The organism is Streptomyces sp. NH27 (assembly GCF_056859195.1).
The window spans coordinates 1-15,669 of record NZ_JACEGK010000138.1; the positions used below are offsets into that span (position 1 = coordinate 1).

A 15,669-nucleotide genomic window follows, 5' to 3' on the forward strand; every position below is an offset into this window, starting at 1 on the left:
CGGTTACCCGAGGGACGTCACCGTGCCGGCCCCGACCGTGCGGCCGCCCTCGCGGATCGCGAAGCCGAGCCCGGGCTCGAGCGGCAGCGCACGCCCCAACTCGACGGCGATGTCGGCGGTGTCGCCCGGCAGCGCCATTCCGCCGTCCCCGAGCGACACGTCCCCGACCACATCCGCCGTACGGATGTAGAACTGCGGCCGGTATCCGGTGGCGACCGGCGTGTGCCGTCCGCCCTCCGCCGCCGGCACGAAGGACACGTGCGCGGTGAAGCGGCGGTGCGTGGTCACGCTGTCCGGCGCCGCGACGATGTCGCCGCGCCGCACCTGCCCGCGCTGCACCCCGCGCAGCAGCAACGCCACGTTGTCCCCGGCCTGCGCGGACTCCATCGGCTTGCCGAACGTCTCCAGACCGGTGACGACGCTGGTGAGCGCGTCGTCGTCGACCCCGTGCACGCCGACCCGGTCGCCGGGCCGCACCACCCCGCGCTCGACCGCGCCGGTGACGACGGTGCCGCGCCCGGTGATGGTGAGCACGTTCTCCACCGACAGCAGGAACGGCGCGTCGACGTACCGCTCGGGCACCGGCACAAACGTGTCGACGGCGTCGAGCAGCGCCTCGATCGCGGCGGTCCAGCGCGGCTCGCCGGCCAGCGCGCGCAGCCCGGAGACGCGTACCACCGGGAGCGTGTCGCCCGCGAAGCCGTGCGCACCGAGCAGTTCGCGCACCTCCAGCTCGACCAGGTCGGCCAGCTCGTCGTCGGCCGCGTCGGCCTTGTTGAGCGCCACCACGATGTGCCGCACGCCCACCTGGCGGGCGAGCAGCACATGCTCGGCGGTCTGCGGCATGACACCGTCGAGCGCGGAGACGACGAGGATCGCCCCGTCCAGCTGGGCCGCGCCGGTGATCATGTTCTTGACGTAAGTATGCGGTTCACTCTTAAATGAAGTCCATCTTCGCAGGTCAGGACACGACAGAGCCCCCCGCCACGGGGATGACGGGGGGCTCGTCGTTCTCCGCCGTCGGCGACGGAGGCGGACCCATCCCGGGGCCATGCTTGGCAACGCAACCCCGGGATGGGCGTCTATGGGGTGCGCGGACCGTCCTCCATGGACGTCCGCCAGTACCGCGTGACGGTCTCTCGGAAGCTGTTGTGCGACGGGTTGCGGGCAGAGTGCTGGATGGCCCACGCCTGAACCTCGCCGAAGTCGTCCGACGCAGGTGACCGCGATCCGCCGTCGCGGCTCACTACGTCCTGCCACGGGCACGTGGTGCACTCGATCTCGAAGAGCGGGCCGTCGGGCGCGCCTTCCGATCGATCGGGGGTGAAGAGCCAGTCGACGAACCGGAGCACGGAGCGCGTCATGACGTCGGCTCCTTCAGCAAGCCGCGCGAGCGGAGTTGCTGCGCGATTAGTTCCCGGGCCGTGGCCGGCCGCACCCGGTCCGCCTCCTGGTCCCACTCCACACCGCCGGCCACTGGGCGTAACGAGACGCGGTTGGCCGTCACGTCCATAACGACGCCGACGCACATTCGTCCGACGTCGTACGCCGTGTCTCCGATTTTCAGTCCGCTAGCGTTCTTCATGTCGTCACGTCCGTTCGTGTCGGCCACGCCCCCGGACCGTTCGCGCGGTTGCGGGGGTCTGCTGTGACCAGTAACCGACTTCTGAGACGTGTAGTCCCGTTGACCGGCAGGCACTACCGTTGACTGTGTTCGTCAACGGCTGCGGGGGTTACGGAGCACTCATGGGAAGCACGTTCGCCGACAGGGTGCGGGGTCTGCTAGACGAGCGTGGGATGACCCTGCGGTCCGCGGCGTCGGCCATGAATTACAACGTGTCTTTCCTGAGTCGCGTACTCAACGACAAACAGGAGCCGTCGGAGCAGCTGGCCAAGTCGCTGGATGCTCTCTTCCGCACCGATGGCGAACTGGTGGCGCTCCTTGCCAAGCCAGTTGCGGCGTCCACGTTCGACGATGAGACGGACGCGTGGGAGCTTGCCCGCCGTGTCGTCTCTTCCGACGTCGGCAGGGACACGCTAGAGCGAATGGAGCGCGCCTTCCACGAGCTAGCAACCGCCTATCCCAAGTCCGCACCGCAGGATCTATTGGGGCAGGTGCGCAAACATCACGTCTACGTACTGCGCTTGTTGGATGCGAAGAAGACGCTGGCCGAACATCGAAAGCTCCTCATTCTGGGCGGGTGGTTCTCGCTCTTGGGTGCGACTCTCCATATCGATCTGAAACAGGAAGCCGCAGCCACCGCCCGACTTGAGACGGCCGCGACGCTTGCGAGGGAAGCGGAGTTCCCCGAGATTCAAGCGTGGGCATACGAGACCGAGGCTTGGCGTGTTCTCACCGACGGCGATTACACGCGGGCCGTCGACCTGTCACGCGCCGCACAGTCGCTCGCGCCGACAGGAACGTCCGCGTTCATTCAGGCCAGTGCACAGGAGGGGCGGGCGCACGCGAGGCTTGGCGACGCGTCGGCCACTTATGCCGCCATCGACCGCGTACAGGCCCTCAGCGCCTCTCTACGCACCCCGGAGAGCCCCGAGCACCATTACCAGTACGATCCGGCTAAGAGCCTCGCATATACGGCAACGACCCTCGCATGGCTGGGCGATGCCGCCGCGGAGCCGTATGCACGGGAGGTGATCAACCGCCTATCGCCCGGCGACGACGTCACACGGTGGCCACGGCGCGTTGCGTCAGCAAACCTCGACCTCTCCCTTTCCCTCCTTCCGCAGGGACGCATGGACGAGGCGTGCGACGCAGCACAGAAAGCAATCCTGAGCGGCAAGATCGTCCCTAGTAATCACTGGCGTGCGCTGGAAGTCGTCAAGGCCGTGGAGGTCCGGCAGTTGCCGGAGGCCGTTGACTTGCGTGAGGCGTATCAGGGACTTCGGGCAATAGGCCAGTAGCCCAACGCAAGCAAGCCCCCTCGCCGCCGGGTAGGCAGCGAGGGGGCTTGGGTGAAGCTGCGATCAGATGTTCCGGCCGTACGACAGCGCCAGTGCCGCCGCGTCGTCGTGAACGGTGATCTCAGTCCGGACGATGTCCGTAATCTCTCGATCACCCACGAACACGTGAACGTCGGCATTGACGTTCGGTGCGGAGTTCCGTGCGTTAACGGCCGCCTTCATCGTGTCCCACTGACCAGACGTCAGAACTGGCTCCGGTTTTCCAGTGTGGTTGTACACCCCGCCAAAATCCCCCACTGGCAGGTAGCCGCCCTCGTCATACCCGCCGGCGCGACCATAAGCCGACTGGAGGGAGCCATAGCGGGAAAGGGCATAGCGCATGCTCGCGTAGATGTTCGCCAATGGATCAACGGATACGCCGTACTCGAAAGGCCCGGTGTGTAGGAACTGTCCGGCATAGTGTCTGAACGTGCCCTCGATGAGCTGGAGAAGCCCCACCGACGGGTGGCCGGCAAGCCAGTTGGAGTCAGTCCGGTTGACGATCGTCGGATTGCCGCCCGACTCCTGGTTCATCCGCTTCAGCGTAATTCCCATGAGCGAGGAAGGCTGCCCAACGAGTTTCAGCGCTTGGCCGACCACGCCGGCCCATCGATTGACACCACCTCCGGGCATGCTGAGCGCACTGCCGAAAGAACTTGGTCCGCCAGAGCCACCCGGGAGGATGTCCTTTACGGCGTCGACGGCCTTAGTCTTCAGAATGTCGACGGCCCTCAGCGGGAGCTGACCGAGCATCTTTGCCCAGTCAGTGGAGCCCAAGCTCTTAAGCTGCGACTTTATTTTCTTCGTCAGCGCGTCCCAGATTTTGGTTGGGTCCGCGGCGTACGAAGCGAGATCCTTGATGGTGTTCGTTGCACCCTTTGCCAGGCCGTAAGCGCCGGACGTTGCGGAGCTGACGACGTCGCCGATTCCGCCCAGGATGCCACCACCGGCATAAGCCCCGCCGATGGCCCGCTGTACGCCGCCGACACCGCCATTGCGGGCGGCTGCGTTGACGGCGTTTACGAACCCGGAGCCCAGTACGCGGGTTACCTCGGGACGAAGGATTGCCTCGCCGCCGGACAGCTCCAGGCGTCCACCCGTCGGGCTGACGAACTTGTGCGGGTCCTGGCCCGGGGAGTAGCCAGGGAGGACGCCGCCGGTCGCCCACTTGGAGCTATCCACCTTGTCCAGCGGCTTAACTCCGGTGACCTTTGCTACGCCGTTCCAGACTTCGCGGATGCCCTGGTTGTACACGTGGTCGACGATGAACTTTACGGGCTTACTGGCGATGTCGGAGAGCTGTCCCCAGCTCTTGGATATGCCGTCCTTCGCTGTCCCAAAGGACTTAGCGATCTGCCCGACGCCTGTCTTGATCAGCTCGAACTCCGGCTTCAGCCCCTTGACCCACAAAGTGTGTGCCAGCGAAGCAATGCCGTCAAATGCAGGCTTCAGGGCGTGCTTCCACAAGGAGTTCGCCGCGTCGCCCGTTTCCTTCATTAGGATCTTGAAGCCGCTGAAAATCGGCTTCAACACGGTGTTGTAGATCGTGACGAAGAACTTGCCGATAGCGTCGAAGACTGGGTGGAGGGCGTTCTTCCACAGCCACGTTGCCAGGTCTGCGATACCGTGGAAGGAGGGTGAGATTGCGTTCTTCCACAGCCACAGCACGATAGGCGCGAGCACCTGCGTTATCGCGATGTAGAACGGCGTGATCAGGACGGTAAGGAGAATCGTGATCAGGTAGCGAGCGCCTATTTGGATAGCGTTGAAGGTCGGTGAGAGTACCTTCTGCCAGAGCCAGACAGCGGCGTTTCCGATGGTTTTGAACGAAGCGGCGAACGCGTCGAAAGTGGGCTTCAGCCCGTAGTCCCAGACTGCGAGAACGGCCGTCTTTATACCGTCCCACGTCGCCTTCATTGACGTCCGAAACCAGCTCGCGTTTTTCCACAGCTCATAGAGTCCCAGAGCCAATAGCGCTACGGCCGCTTCGATAGCGAGGATGATCTCAGAAATACCCGTAGATGCCAGTGCCGCAGCAAACGCCGTTGTCTCCGCCGTGGCAGGTGCCGTTGCGGCAGTGTAGAGAGTCATCCCAAGCGCCAGTGCCGCAATAATTGGCGCCTGTAGCTTCGAAACAAGGTACAGACCCCAGAACACCTGCACAACATGAGGCATGTGCTGTGCGGCCCATTGCAAGCCCGTCAGAAACGGGCCGATTATCCCTTCCGTCACCGGCTGGATATCCCGCGCCACGTCGAGGATCGTCGACATGATCTGACCGATATAGTGAGCAGCCTTCGGACCCTGGGTGTTGACGTAGGCCAAAAAGTTCTGGAATCCGTCGGACCCCTTCAGGTTGACGCCCCAGTTGGCAAAGCGCCCGGTGATCCTGATCATGGCGTTGTCTACGCCGTCGATGTGCCCAAGGAAGGAATCGACGATGCCGGCCATCCCCTTGAACACGTTTCCGAAAGCGACTCCAAGCCCGACAACCGACGGCTTAGCCGTGTTGTCGATGGTGTCCTTGAAGTCGACCCAGAAGGGCGTCTTGAGTTCCTTCGACGCCTTGTCGTACAGCTCCGTGACGCCGTCAGCCGCAGCGAGCACTAGCGGAGTGAGGCTAGGGAGCGACGCCTTCGCGCTGTTTACTCCGCGCGTGAAAATGGGGAGGACGTCAGGTTGGAGAGACTGCGACCACGCCGTGAACGCCGCCTTCAGCCCTTGCGGGCCGGCAACGGCGTCGAAGAGCTGCCGTGCAGACGGCGTGAGTTTGGCCAATGCCTTCTGATAGGCGTTCTCCTGCGTCGTCGCCGTGGCGGTGCTCCTCGACGTCGACAGTCGCGCCTCTTGGATGCTGCGTTCCGCGGATGCGATCGAGTCAGCGGCGTTGGCACGGGCGTCAGCGGCAGCCAAGTAGGCGTCTGCCTCGGAGCGCTGGGCGTCCTTGATGGCCTGAGCGGAGGACTTTGCCGTCTTGGCGACGTTCTTCTGTGCGTCCGCTACCGCCTGCGTTTTGGCGGCTACGTCGGCCTGTGCGTCCGCGAGCTGCTGTGCCGCATGTTGTACGGCGCTGTTCCCGCCGACGCCGGCCGCCTGTTGCTGTGCAGCGGAGGTCTTCAGGCGGTCGTAGGAGGTCTTCTGTTCCTTCTGCGCCTGCACCGCTTGCTGATACGCAAGCTGGGCGTCTGCGTATCCGAGAGGGTCACTCTGCTGATTCGCTACGGCGTTGATCAGGTCGTTCCGCGCGTGGACGACGGCCAGGGCGGCGGAGCGCTCGTCGAGGGCGCCGTCCCGGAGCTGGTCCTGAAGGTCGGAGAGTTGCTGTGCGGCCGTGATGCGCGCCTGCGTGAGGGACTGCTGCGCGCTTCGCTCGGTCTTCTGGGCGGTCGTGAGGCTCGCTTCGGCGTCCGCCACCTGCTTCAGCGCTTGCTGTTGCTGGTCCGCAGCGTCCTGCGTCGCCTGAGCGACAGCCCGTCTGGCGTTCGCGATCTGCTCTGCTGACGACCTGGCGGACGAGGCCGCGGACCGCTCGGCAGACGCTAGCGACTGCTGTGCGCCGGCCATCTGGAGGGCCTGTTGCGCAGCGCTGGACGTGGCGCTGCCGTTGGCGGACGTCGCCTTCGTGTCTGCGTTTGTCGCAGCCGTCTTCGCCTGCATGGCGGCGCTGACGTCCTTCAGCCCCGGGAGGGCAGCCAGGGTCAGCGCACCGACGCCGGCAGCAGCAGCCGTGAAGGCGGATGCGATGCCACCAGCACCCGCGATGATGGCGGGGATGGCTGGCGCTGCAAGGGAGGCAAGAGCGGCGGCCAGGAGGAGGACGGAGCTACGGGCCGAGCCGGTGTCGACGTTGAGGTTAATCTTCTTCGCGGACAGCGCTTCCGCCTCAGCCGCGATAGCGGCGAGTTCGGCCTCAGCACGCGCGGCGTCCACGCGGACGTCAATGTCTGCGTGCTCGTTCGCCGACACCCAGCGCAGTCCGGCGCGCAGCTCCTCAATCTTGGCCAGGGCGTCCGCGGTATTGAAATTCGCATCCACCCGGAGCCGGGTCGGGATAGCGGCCAACTCCGCGCGGAATTGATCCAAAGCGCGCTGGGCGGGCGCCGTGTTGGCGTCGATTTCGACGACCGGAAGGGACGCCTGGACGGCCTCCACGCGGGCAATGAGGTCGGTCTCGAAGCCGCCGACTCGGACGGGAATCATCAGCGGGTCAGCCGACGCCGCACGGATCTCCGCCTGAAATTGGGCGATTGCCTCTCGTGCCGTCGCGACGTCGACACGCACGCGGACGTTCGGGGAGGACGCCCCGAGCCGCGCAAGTCGGTCGTCGATGTCCTGGATCTTCGCTTCAGCGTCAGCAACGGAGATATCTACGCCAATGCGCTTCGAGCTGAGGGATTCCAACTTCGCCCGAAGTCGCGCCAGTTCTGCGTCAACGCCCGTGTCACTCAGCTTGATGTCGAGCTTGGGCATCGCCTTGAAGGCCGCGACCAGCTTGGCCCTCAGCGAGTCAGCAAATGCGCCACCCGTCGCCGAACCCTGCTTGATCGCCTCGGCCTTGGCGGCTTTCGCTCCGTCAGAAACAGCATTAGGGATGGCTGCCGCAATCCGCGCCGACATGGTGCGGGCAATGGCGGCGCCCAGCTCGTCACCCAGCTTGTCAGCACCAGGAAGGATCTGCGCCCGCGCCTGTTGATGGAACGTGGTGGTGATCGGGATGATATCGACACCGACCACACCGACAATGTCAGTTCCCGGCATCAGACCACCCCTGCGGGGCGTTGGTTCAGGAAGTCACTGGCGGCCACTAGCTGTTTCGAGTACAGCTCCGCCGCTGCACTGGTCGGCATCCTCGCGACGTTGAGCGCAAACGACGCCCACACAACGCACTCGTCAGAACACCACTCGTCACACTCGATACCGCCCAGCGTCATTGCCATTCGCGGCGGACGAACACACATCGGCCGTGCGCATCGCGCAGGGGCTGTCTCCACTATCAATTTCTGCTCCAGGGCATAGAGAAAGCCCCTGGAGCAGGGGCTCAGGGGCTTGCAGTGTCAGTTACGCACGTTCGTCAGCGAACAGCCCGTCAACCCAGTCGTGGGGTGTCTCACGGCCGTCCAGGAGTGCCATCTGTCGAAGCACATCGGACGCTTCCGCCTCCGCGGTGGGTCCGGATTGCTCGACTATCTTCCGGGAGCGGATGTCGACGACACGGCACGGCAGGCTGCAATGGGGCTTCCAACCTCCGCCGTCCGTACGGCGAGCCGAAGCGAAGGTGCAACCTGGTCGGCGGCAAATTCGGGGGTAAGTCTCCATGGGTGTCCTCTCTTAGGCATGACAAAGCCCCGCGCAACGTTGTGTTACGCGGGGCTGTGAAGTATGGTGCGGCGCCTGCTAGATAAGCGAGGCGACCAGTTGTGAGATATCAGCGAGGGTCGCCGGAGCATTGCGGAATCGCTGACCTGTCGTCGCGATATACCGCCCGCTCGAATAGACCTCAACTGCGTAGCCGCCCGCTCCGCGGATTCGCCGTCCCTGTCGGACGTCGGCGTATCCGAAGATGTGTAGGCCGTGCCCTGACGGCGAGACCTCTACGAACGTCGGCCCTGCGGCGCTGACGATCTTCTCCGCCCGCGTATTCAGCAAGCCGTCGGCGTTCAAACAGTGATCCAGGTCCAGGCACACGATGTCGTCCGTGTCGGCCAACACGAAGCCCAGACCGTTGCCAGCCGTCGAAGCGGCGGCGCTCTCGTACGTGCTCCACGTCGCGGGGTCCGTCGACGAGGCCGGCGTGCCGCCGACCGTCAAGGGAACCTTCGTTGCGCTACGTCGAACCCACCTGTCGCGGGCCGTCAGTTCGGCGGGGAGCGCCGTCGCCCGCGCGCGAGACCGCGCTTTGCGGCAACGAGGCGAGCACGTGACGGTGTGGGACCGCGCCATGATGGCGAGTGGTCCGCCGCACTGCTCGCAAGTTCTCATGTCTCCATGGTAGTTGGGGCCGGTCACACTTTCAAGCCTCCCACCTGCGGAGATCCGTACGTCAAGGAACCCGGCGCGTCACACTTTCGACGCTCGGTCGGTCCTCGGATGCCCCTAGGAGACCCTGTGCGGCCGTCTGACGGGCCACCATCCGGCGGCCCAAAACGCGCCCGTCGCCAAACCCCCAGACCCGTACGCGGGGAGCACACCAGCACCTATCCGATGCGAATATGATCCAATAGGGGATTACCCCCTGGTTTCATCATGAATTTATCTCTGGTAATTTCCCCATGCATCTACCTTTATAAAAGGGGTGGGGAATTATTTGGATGGCTACCGCATTCAATAACTCAGGCGCGCCCGGAACCGGCGTTGGAAGCCCGCAGCGACGCCCTGTCGGCTCGCTTCAGGCCGGTACTGAGCTTGTAGCGCGCAAGCGCGTGTTCGGCACAGTAGTAACCGATCTCAGCCGGCTGAGTGCACTCCGACCCGTCCTCACAGCGCCCCGTGAAGTCGTCAGCGATAGCGGTTGCAGTCATGCTTTCTCCCTGGCTCGTCAGAAGTCTTCGGGGGCCTGAATGTGCGCCCACTTGCGCCGGAAAGCCTTACCATGCCATATGGAACAGAAAAGCCGCTTCCTGCCCGGGCCCGGCTTTCGCGCCGGAAGCTCCGCGTCACAGTGGAGACAGCGCGCGGGCTGGTTGTCGTCGCCCACTTCAGCGCTCCATCTGGTAGCTGGTGCGCGTCACAGGGTTCTGCGGACTACCGAGCGGGCCGGCGGGGTTCTCGTCGTCGGCGTCGGTAATGCCGTGCTGGGTGTTGTAACGCGCGGCGCCGGCCGCCACGGAACCGGCTGTACCGGCGTCACTTCCGCCACCCTGTATCGGCATGGCGGGCGCGAAAATGCGAAGCAAGTTCGCGGCGTCGGCCTCCATTTCCGCCTGGCTGCCACCCTCCAGGCGCATGGCCTGTGCGGGGGTGAGTCCGTGCGACGCGCCAACAGCGGCGCGGAGGGCAGTGATTTCCTCGGGAGTCATGTCAGTACCTCGTAGTCGAAGTGATGTTCGTAGGTCGCTCAAAGCCCGACGGGGTGGGCTGCGTGGGCGTCGGAATGGGAACCACCACGGGCGAATAGTCGGTGGTCGGGCCATCAGGAACGCTGCGGTCCGGCATTACACGCTCGGCCAACAGGTCAGCCTCGGACGTCGGCACCCACGCACGGCCGCACTGGGCAACCCAGACGAGGAATTCGATGCCGCGCGGCTCTTTGCCGGTCAGCACGTCGGAGATGTGCGCGGGCACCGGGTCGGACGTGAGGCCGCGCACCGTGTCGTGCCCTCGTCGGTATGCCTCGGCCAATCCCGGGGCGTCGGCACCGGGGCCGGAGAGGATGTGCCTCTGTGCGGCGGTGATGTCCGCCAGGCGACCACCGAGGGCACGCAGCTTGGCGTAGTCCCCGACAGCGCTTCCGCCGGCTTCAATTGCGGCGTCGGCGGTGGTGATGCGGCCCGACCGCTTGACGATCGTCCGTACCTCGCTCAGGACGTCCTCCAGGCGGCCTCCAAGGGCCGACAACAGGTCTGCCCGGTAGACCTCCCGCAAGTCCTCCCGGCGTGCCGTCAGGCCCCGTTCAGCGTCGACGACGGCCAGCCATTCGGCGTTGGCCGCAAGCGCGTCGACGTACGCGGTTGCCGCGCGCTTGCCGACGTCCTTCGGCCACGGCTCGCCATTGACGACGGCTCGCACGGCTTCCTTGATGACGTCCGCTCGCGCGTCGTCGGGGTCAACTACGGGAGGCGTCTGTTGCTTGCGTTCCTGCACGTCGGCAAGCGCCTTATCAATAGCGGCTCGCTCGGGCACCGTGGCCCATGCGGCGTTCAATTCACTGTTGGTCATGCTGGTTTCCTCTCTAGAAACACGTCCGCCCCCGCCAGGGAATCCCCGACGAGGGCACAGATTGCGCTCTAACGGCCTATCAGGCCACGTCCCATACTCCGGCCGCCCGGAACGCTGCCGCGCGCGTCTGGCGGCGTATGCGGGCCTTCTCGCGGATAGCGTCGGCGTTCCGCAGATAGTAGGCGCGCTTCTCTGCCGCTCTACAGCTATGGCACGTTGTGCGCAGCCCCGTTCGGGTGTCGGCATGGATACCGAAGTACCGAGTCGTGAGCGGCAGTTCGGTACGGCAGTCGCGGCAAGTCTGCGTGGGCATGTGCGCCTCCTGGCATCTCCTGTGTGTAGACATTCGGTCCGGGTGGCCGTAGGAAGGCCAACGAAAAAGGGCCGACCACCATTAGGTGATCAGCCCTTGAAGTCTTAGCCGTACTGACGTCGGCAGCGGAGCGGAGAAAAGGAGCGCTCAACACTGGACGCCAGCACGGCCCACGACAACCCCCGGCACTCACGCATGAGGGGTTGTCGTCGGGACGGCCTCTACGTCCAGGGGAGAGGATGGACCCCGCGGAGGCACGTCCGATATGGAGAGGGGGCGTCCGCCGGCCGTCGCGGCGACTTTTCTCCCTCTACTTATGTTGTGTACCGGATGTGTCAGCTCTAAAGAGGCTCACCTGCCCAAATGCCACTAGGCCACCCCTTTTCGTTACCGAAGCTTAATCAAATGCGGGCGTTCGGCGGATGTCGAATACCCCGTGGCCGTAGAAAGCCGTGTGCGGGCCTGAAATGGGGCGGGTAACCCAACTCCTCATTCGGGCGCTGGAAAGGCGTCAGACGGCCGCCTGCGGCTTCCTGAGAGCGTCCAGGGCGGACAGCTCGATGCGACTCGCGGAATCCTCTCGCCGTTCGACGTCGGCCGCACCCTCCGCCCACCTGAGCGCGACGGTCGCTCACTGCAACGAGTGACGGCCAGGAGGGGACGTCGCGAACCTCGATACAAATATCCAAACTAACTAGTGTTTTTGAAGCCTCCTTAACGCGTAGAGAGTGAAAGGAAAACTACCCCCAAGTTTGTACAGTCGAGCCACCATACCCGGCTTGACCTGCGAAAACTCGTAAACAAACTTCGGCGAGGTTTGGACAGGGTTGGAGCGGCCACCGGGCGAGCATGCGCATAGGGTATTCGGTGGGGACGCACAGTGACATTCGGAGGGCCGTCCTCCGCTTCTGACGACTCCCCAGACATGTCGACGCCCCGCACCGCTCGGAAGCGGCAGGGGCGTTCGACTACGGAGAGTGGTCAGACTGCGGAGATGACGGCCCGTGCCTTGCGGATGGCTGTCACCCGCGCCCGACGTCGGGCGGGTGTCTCGTCAGGCCGGCGGCCGTCGAGGAAGAACGAGCGGAGGGCAGCAGCGTCCGACGGGGAGAGCTGAGCCAGCACCCACTTGGCGAGTGCGCGCCTCTCGTTCATGCTGCACACCGGACGGAGGCAGCGGCCTTGCGGGCGTCCCGCTGACGGTCGCACTCAGCCTTGCGAACCAGCGGAGCGCACGACGCGCATACGGCGGGCGTCCACGTGCCCGCAACGAGCTGCGGTTCCGGCTGCTCCTCGTCCTCGTCCCGGGTGAGGCACCATTCACACTCGTCGGTCTCCGGGAGCGCCTGGATGGTGTCGGCGTCGATGAGGGGCAGCCCGGCCACGAAGGCGGCGCCGATGAGCATGGAGGCAGACAGCGACGCCTCCCAGCCGTCCCAGGCGACAACGGCCGAGTAGGCGGTGATGTCTCCGTCGAAGACCTCCCCGTCGGCCCACGTGGAGACCGTGGCGGAGATCCGGAGCTTGTCCGCGACGTCGTAGGCATACGCCGTCAGGTCGGCGAGGTGAGCGGGGGTCGCGGTGCCGCCGACGACGAGTACGGGGCGGGCGTCGGTGTGGTCTTCGACGCACGGCACGCAAGCGAAGATCTGCGACCCGGTCTCCGACCGTCCCACGGGGACGTGGGTGACGTGGACGCGGAGGTAATCGGCGTCGCAGACGACGCACGCCAGGCCGTCAGCCTGAGCGGGGGTGAGGTTCGCGGGGATGGTGATCTGTGCCATGGTTGAGGCTCCTCTTTGCGGAGGACGAGCGCCCCGTCAACGTCTGCCAGGACCGGCGGGGCGTTCGCCGTTCTTGTGGCCACAAACATAGACGGCTTGTGGCCACAAGGCAAGTCCTCTGATGGTTGATTTGTGGCCACAAACGGGGCTACCGTGGTCCGCATGACTGAAGAGACTGAGTACGACCCTCAGCGCAAGGTGCGCATGCCGGCCGACGAGTGGGGGCCGTTCCTGGACGCTGCCAAGGTGGCCAACCCCGACGGCCGTAGCCCGCGCGGGAAGGTGATCAGAGAGTTCGTCCGCTGGTACCTACGGCGTCCCGGAGCGAAGCTCCCAGAACCTCCCCCAGCGGGCCCGTGGTCGACGCCGACGGCGGACAAGTAGCCAGACGTAAGAGAACGCCCCCAGACGGCTTCCGGGGGCGTTCTGCTGTTCGGCTACACGACCTCTGGCGTCGCCCATTCGATGACACAGCGCGCGTCACCGTCGAACGGAGCGCCCCGCCGGGCGGCTTGGGTAACCGTGATCTTGTCGATCGCCACACGAAGTAGGTCACGGCGCATGGGTAGGTCGGAGCCCTCCCACGCCGACTCCAAAATGTCGATGTCATCGAACATCGTCAGGTTGACGGTCCGCCCACTGAGCGCGTGCGCCCGCTCTTGAGCTTGGGAGAGCGTTTCTTCGGCCTCCGCCACGAGGCGCGGGAAGTGCCTGCCCATTGCGCCGTTATAGAGCCCTGCGGCGCGGTCGTCGGCAAGCTGCCTAATGGCGGCCTCCGCAGCCTTCACAGCCGATAGCGCCTCGTGTGTCTCCTCGGTCTCCTCTGGAGCCGTTAGCGCCGCCCAACGCTCCGCTACGGCAATCATGAGCGGATCTCCCGCGTCTAGGTCGGCCCGAGTGACCGCACCCATCCACTCGCGATACACGTACTCCTCGATGCGTTCGCGCATGGCCGACGCGGGAGCGGGACATGGCTTCCCCATTTGGTGCCCGCAGCACACGTACGAGCGCCCGCAAGTGGGCATCTTGGAGCCACATCCGGCGCACCGCAACAGGTCGGTGAGGAGGTGGGAGGCTTTCCCCGTGCGTGGGCCAAGCGGACCGCGTTGGTGTCCGGCGTGCACGCGTCTGGCGCGCGCCACGAGGTCTGCGGGAGCTGGCGCCACCCCAGTCGCGAACACGGACACACGGCTTCCCGTTTCGTTCCGGTAGGGCACCGGCCACGTGTATTCCCGGGACAGCGCCACTACTTGCCATCCCTCGTACACGGGGTTGTAGACGATGCGACGAATCGTCGAAGCCCCCCACGCCCCGCCGTCGGGGGCGGGCACCTTATCCGCCGTCAGGCCGCGGGCTACCCGACGTGGCGCAATTCCCGACGCTACGTCGGTGAGGATGCGAATCACGTTGCCCCACGCCTTCGTGTGGTGAAGCTTGCCCGCCTTGTCTTTCCGAAGGCCATACGGCGCCGCCCCCAGCCACACGCCACGTTGACGCTGCCCCCTCTTCGTGTCGCGTACCCGGTGTGACAGCAGATCTGACACCGACTTAGCCCGCTCGGCTTCGCTGATGATGCGTTCGCGGTCTCGTGGCTCGGCACTGTCAAGGCGCTCGTAATCAAAGATTATTCGTGCCCCGGCGTCCATGATCTTAATGACTGAGAGGGCGCCCTTCCGGTCGAACCTGTCAATCGCGTAGCACCAGAGCGCAGGGACTTCGTTTCGCCTGAGCGCGCTCAGGGCACGGTCGAATTGCGGCCGATTGGTGACAGTCCACGCGCTGAGGTTGTCCTTCCACACCTTGCGCACGGTGTAATTGTTCCGCTCCGCCCATTCGCGCCCCCGAGATTCCTGCGTCTTGAAGGTCAGCGCCTCCACGCCTTCGCGTACGATTTTGCTCTTGCGAAGGTAAAGATCAATTTCGTCCACAGCCCCGCCTCTCCCCTTGGCGACAGTATGCCAGAGTGAACCGTCTACCTAGTCGGCGTGACCGGGCATGTCGACGTGCGCGTAGTGCCGCGTGCCGGTCTCGTACTCGACGTGCGCGATGGTGATGGTGATGCCGCGCCGCGCCTCCTCCGGGGCCCGGTCGATCCGGTCGAACGGCACGAACGTGCCACTGCCGCGGTCGGCGAGCACCTTGGTGATGGCGGCGGTCAACGTGGTCTTGCCGTGGTCGACATGACCCATGGTGCCGATGTTCAGGTGCGGCTTGGTACGGATGTACGCCTGCTTGGGCATGGGTGAACTCTTCCTCGACGGTCGCCGCGTGCCACGCGGCGACCGGAAGGGGGAAGGCGGCGGGCCGCCTCACGGACCCCGGGCCGTACCGACCCTCCCCCTGCGGGGTCCGCCGGATGTGTCGTACCGGGGAGGGTCAGCTTCGTGCGCCGTCGAATGCGCCGTCGAGGAATGCCGGCCGTGCGACGGCCGCGGCCTGCGCGGCCTGTGCGACCGATGCGTTCCGGGCAGCCGCCAGCGCGACCGCTGCTGCGGTGGCGTCTGCGAGGAAGGCGGGCCGGAACATGCGACGATCATGCATCGCCGGGCGGATGGCCGTCGAACGATTTTCCGTCCCGCGCCGACGAGTTGCCGCGCCGGGCTCCTCCGTACCCGCCCCGCGCCCTCGGTCGTCGCGAACCGCACCCCGCCGTCGTCGCGAACCGCCTCCCGCGTCTCCGGGAACCGGCAGGTGACGCAACCGTCAACGGTTCTTCATCCGCTGGTGACGTACGGG

12 protein-coding genes and 2 pseudogenes are annotated in these 15,669 nt (G+C 65.3%); 2 read left to right on the top strand and 12 right to left on the bottom strand.

Translation table 11 applies throughout. The features are described from left to right. Positions 1-3: 3 nt before the first annotated feature. From AC13HU_RS13955 to AC13HU_RS13965, 3 genes and pseudogenes are all read right to left on the bottom strand, one after another. A pseudogene (locus AC13HU_RS13955) lies at positions 4-921 on the bottom strand (GTP-binding protein); the annotation flags it as partial. Positions 922-1,082: 161 nt separating this feature from the next. Then, positions 1,083-1,364, bottom strand: coding sequence for a DUF7848 domain-containing protein (locus tag AC13HU_RS13960; RefSeq protein WP_483042158.1), 282 nt, complete (start codon positions 1,362-1,364; stop codon positions 1,083-1,085). After that, the gene (locus AC13HU_RS13965) at positions 1,361-1,612 is read right to left on the bottom strand and encodes a hypothetical protein (protein WP_483042159.1); all 252 of its coding nucleotides are present in this window, start codon (positions 1,610-1,612) and stop codon (positions 1,361-1,363) included. Before AC13HU_RS13965 ends, AC13HU_RS13960 begins: the two co-directional genes overlap by 4 nt. Positions 1,613-1,746: 134 nt before the next feature. On the opposite strand from AC13HU_RS13965, the gene AC13HU_RS13970 reads away from it, so the two are divergent. Then, entirely contained in the window at positions 1,747-2,922 is a 1,176-nt protein-coding gene (locus AC13HU_RS13970; protein ID WP_483042160.1) for a helix-turn-helix domain-containing protein, read from the top strand. 63 nt (positions 2,923-2,985) lie between these two features. Here AC13HU_RS13970 and AC13HU_RS13975 read toward each other — a convergent pair whose 3' ends face one another. The 6 genes from AC13HU_RS13975 to AC13HU_RS14000 form a co-directional block, all read right to left on the bottom strand. Further along, entirely contained in the window at positions 2,986-7,719 is a 4,734-nt protein-coding gene (locus tag AC13HU_RS13975; protein ID WP_483042161.1) for a peptidoglycan DD-metalloendopeptidase family protein, read from the bottom strand. A 636-nt stretch (positions 7,720-8,355) separates the two neighbouring features. Next, the gene (locus AC13HU_RS13980) at positions 8,356-8,769 is read right to left on the bottom strand and encodes a hypothetical protein (protein WP_483042162.1); all 414 of its coding nucleotides are present in this window, start codon (positions 8,767-8,769) and stop codon (positions 8,356-8,358) included. A gap of 887 nt (positions 8,770-9,656) precedes the next feature. Further along, on the bottom strand, positions 9,657-9,977 hold the full coding sequence (locus AC13HU_RS13985) for a hypothetical protein (RefSeq protein ID WP_483042163.1): 321 nt from the start codon (positions 9,975-9,977) through the stop codon (positions 9,657-9,659). A 1-nt stretch (position 9,978) separates the two neighbouring features. After that, the gene (locus AC13HU_RS13990; RefSeq protein WP_483042164.1) at positions 9,979-10,836 is read right to left on the bottom strand and encodes a hypothetical protein; all 858 of its coding nucleotides are present in this window, start codon (positions 10,834-10,836) and stop codon (positions 9,979-9,981) included. 1,294 nt (positions 10,837-12,130) lie between these two features. Beyond that, a complete protein-coding gene (locus AC13HU_RS13995) occupies positions 12,131-12,304 on the bottom strand; it encodes a hypothetical protein (RefSeq protein ID WP_483042165.1) in 174 nt (57 codons plus the stop codon). After that, positions 12,301-12,933, bottom strand: a complete 633-nt coding sequence (locus tag AC13HU_RS14000) for a hypothetical protein (protein WP_483042166.1) — start codon at positions 12,931-12,933, stop codon at positions 12,301-12,303. Before AC13HU_RS14000 ends, AC13HU_RS13995 begins: the two co-directional genes overlap by 4 nt. Positions 12,934-13,095: 162 nt before the next feature. Here AC13HU_RS14000 and AC13HU_RS14005 point away from each other — a divergent pair, with 162 nt between their 5' ends. Continuing rightward, positions 13,096-13,317 (top strand): hypothetical protein, encoded by a 222-nt coding sequence (locus AC13HU_RS14005; protein ID WP_483042167.1) that lies wholly within the window; start codon positions 13,096-13,098, stop codon positions 13,315-13,317. Between the two features lie 53 nt (positions 13,318-13,370). Here AC13HU_RS14005 and AC13HU_RS14010 read toward each other — a convergent pair whose 3' ends face one another. The 3 genes and pseudogenes from AC13HU_RS14010 to AC13HU_RS14020 all read right to left on the bottom strand — a co-directional run bounded on the left by AC13HU_RS14010 (position 13,371) and on the right by AC13HU_RS14020 (position 15,459). Then, positions 13,371-14,861: a recombinase family protein gene (locus AC13HU_RS14010; RefSeq protein ID WP_483042168.1), complete on the bottom strand. Its 1,491-nt coding sequence runs from the start codon at positions 14,859-14,861 to the stop codon at positions 13,371-13,373. A gap of 51 nt (positions 14,862-14,912) precedes the next feature. After that, positions 14,913-15,173 (bottom strand): annotated as a pseudogene (locus tag AC13HU_RS14015) (GTP-binding protein); the annotation flags it as partial. 136 nt (positions 15,174-15,309) lie between these two features. Next, complete coding sequence (locus AC13HU_RS14020; RefSeq protein WP_483042169.1) at positions 15,310-15,459, bottom strand: hypothetical protein; 150 nt, start codon at positions 15,457-15,459, stop codon at positions 15,310-15,312. Positions 15,460-15,669: the final 210 nt, after the last annotated feature.

What these genes read in the sequence shown, in the direction of transcription:
- AC13HU_RS13960 (WP_483042158.1), bottom strand. Translation starts at nt 1,364, where the DNA reads ATGACGCGCTCCGTGCTCCGGTTCGTCGACTGGCTCTTCACCCCCGAT.
- AC13HU_RS13970 (WP_483042160.1), top strand. Translation starts at nt 1,747, where the DNA reads ATGGGAAGCACGTTCGCCGACAGGGTGCGGGGTCTGCTAGACGAGCGT.
- AC13HU_RS13975 (WP_483042161.1), bottom strand. Translation starts at nt 7,719, where the DNA reads ATGCCGGGAACTGACATTGTCGGTGTGGTCGGTGTCGATATCATCCCG.
- AC13HU_RS13985 (WP_483042163.1), bottom strand. Translation starts at nt 9,977, where the DNA reads ATGACTCCCGAGGAAATCACTGCCCTCCGCGCCGCTGTTGGCGCGTCG.
- AC13HU_RS13990 (WP_483042164.1), bottom strand. Translation starts at nt 10,836, where the DNA reads ATGACCAACAGTGAATTGAACGCCGCATGGGCCACGGTGCCCGAGCGA.
- AC13HU_RS13995 (WP_483042165.1), bottom strand. Translation starts at nt 12,304, where the DNA reads ATGAACGAGAGGCGCGCACTCGCCAAGTGGGTGCTGGCTCAGCTCTCC.
- AC13HU_RS14000 (WP_483042166.1), bottom strand. Translation starts at nt 12,933, where the DNA reads ATGGCACAGATCACCATCCCCGCGAACCTCACCCCCGCTCAGGCTGAC.
- AC13HU_RS14005 (WP_483042167.1), top strand. Translation starts at nt 13,096, where the DNA reads ATGACTGAAGAGACTGAGTACGACCCTCAGCGCAAGGTGCGCATGCCG.
- AC13HU_RS14020 (WP_483042169.1), bottom strand. Translation starts at nt 15,459, where the DNA reads ATGTTCCGGCCCGCCTTCCTCGCAGACGCCACCGCAGCAGCGGTCGCG.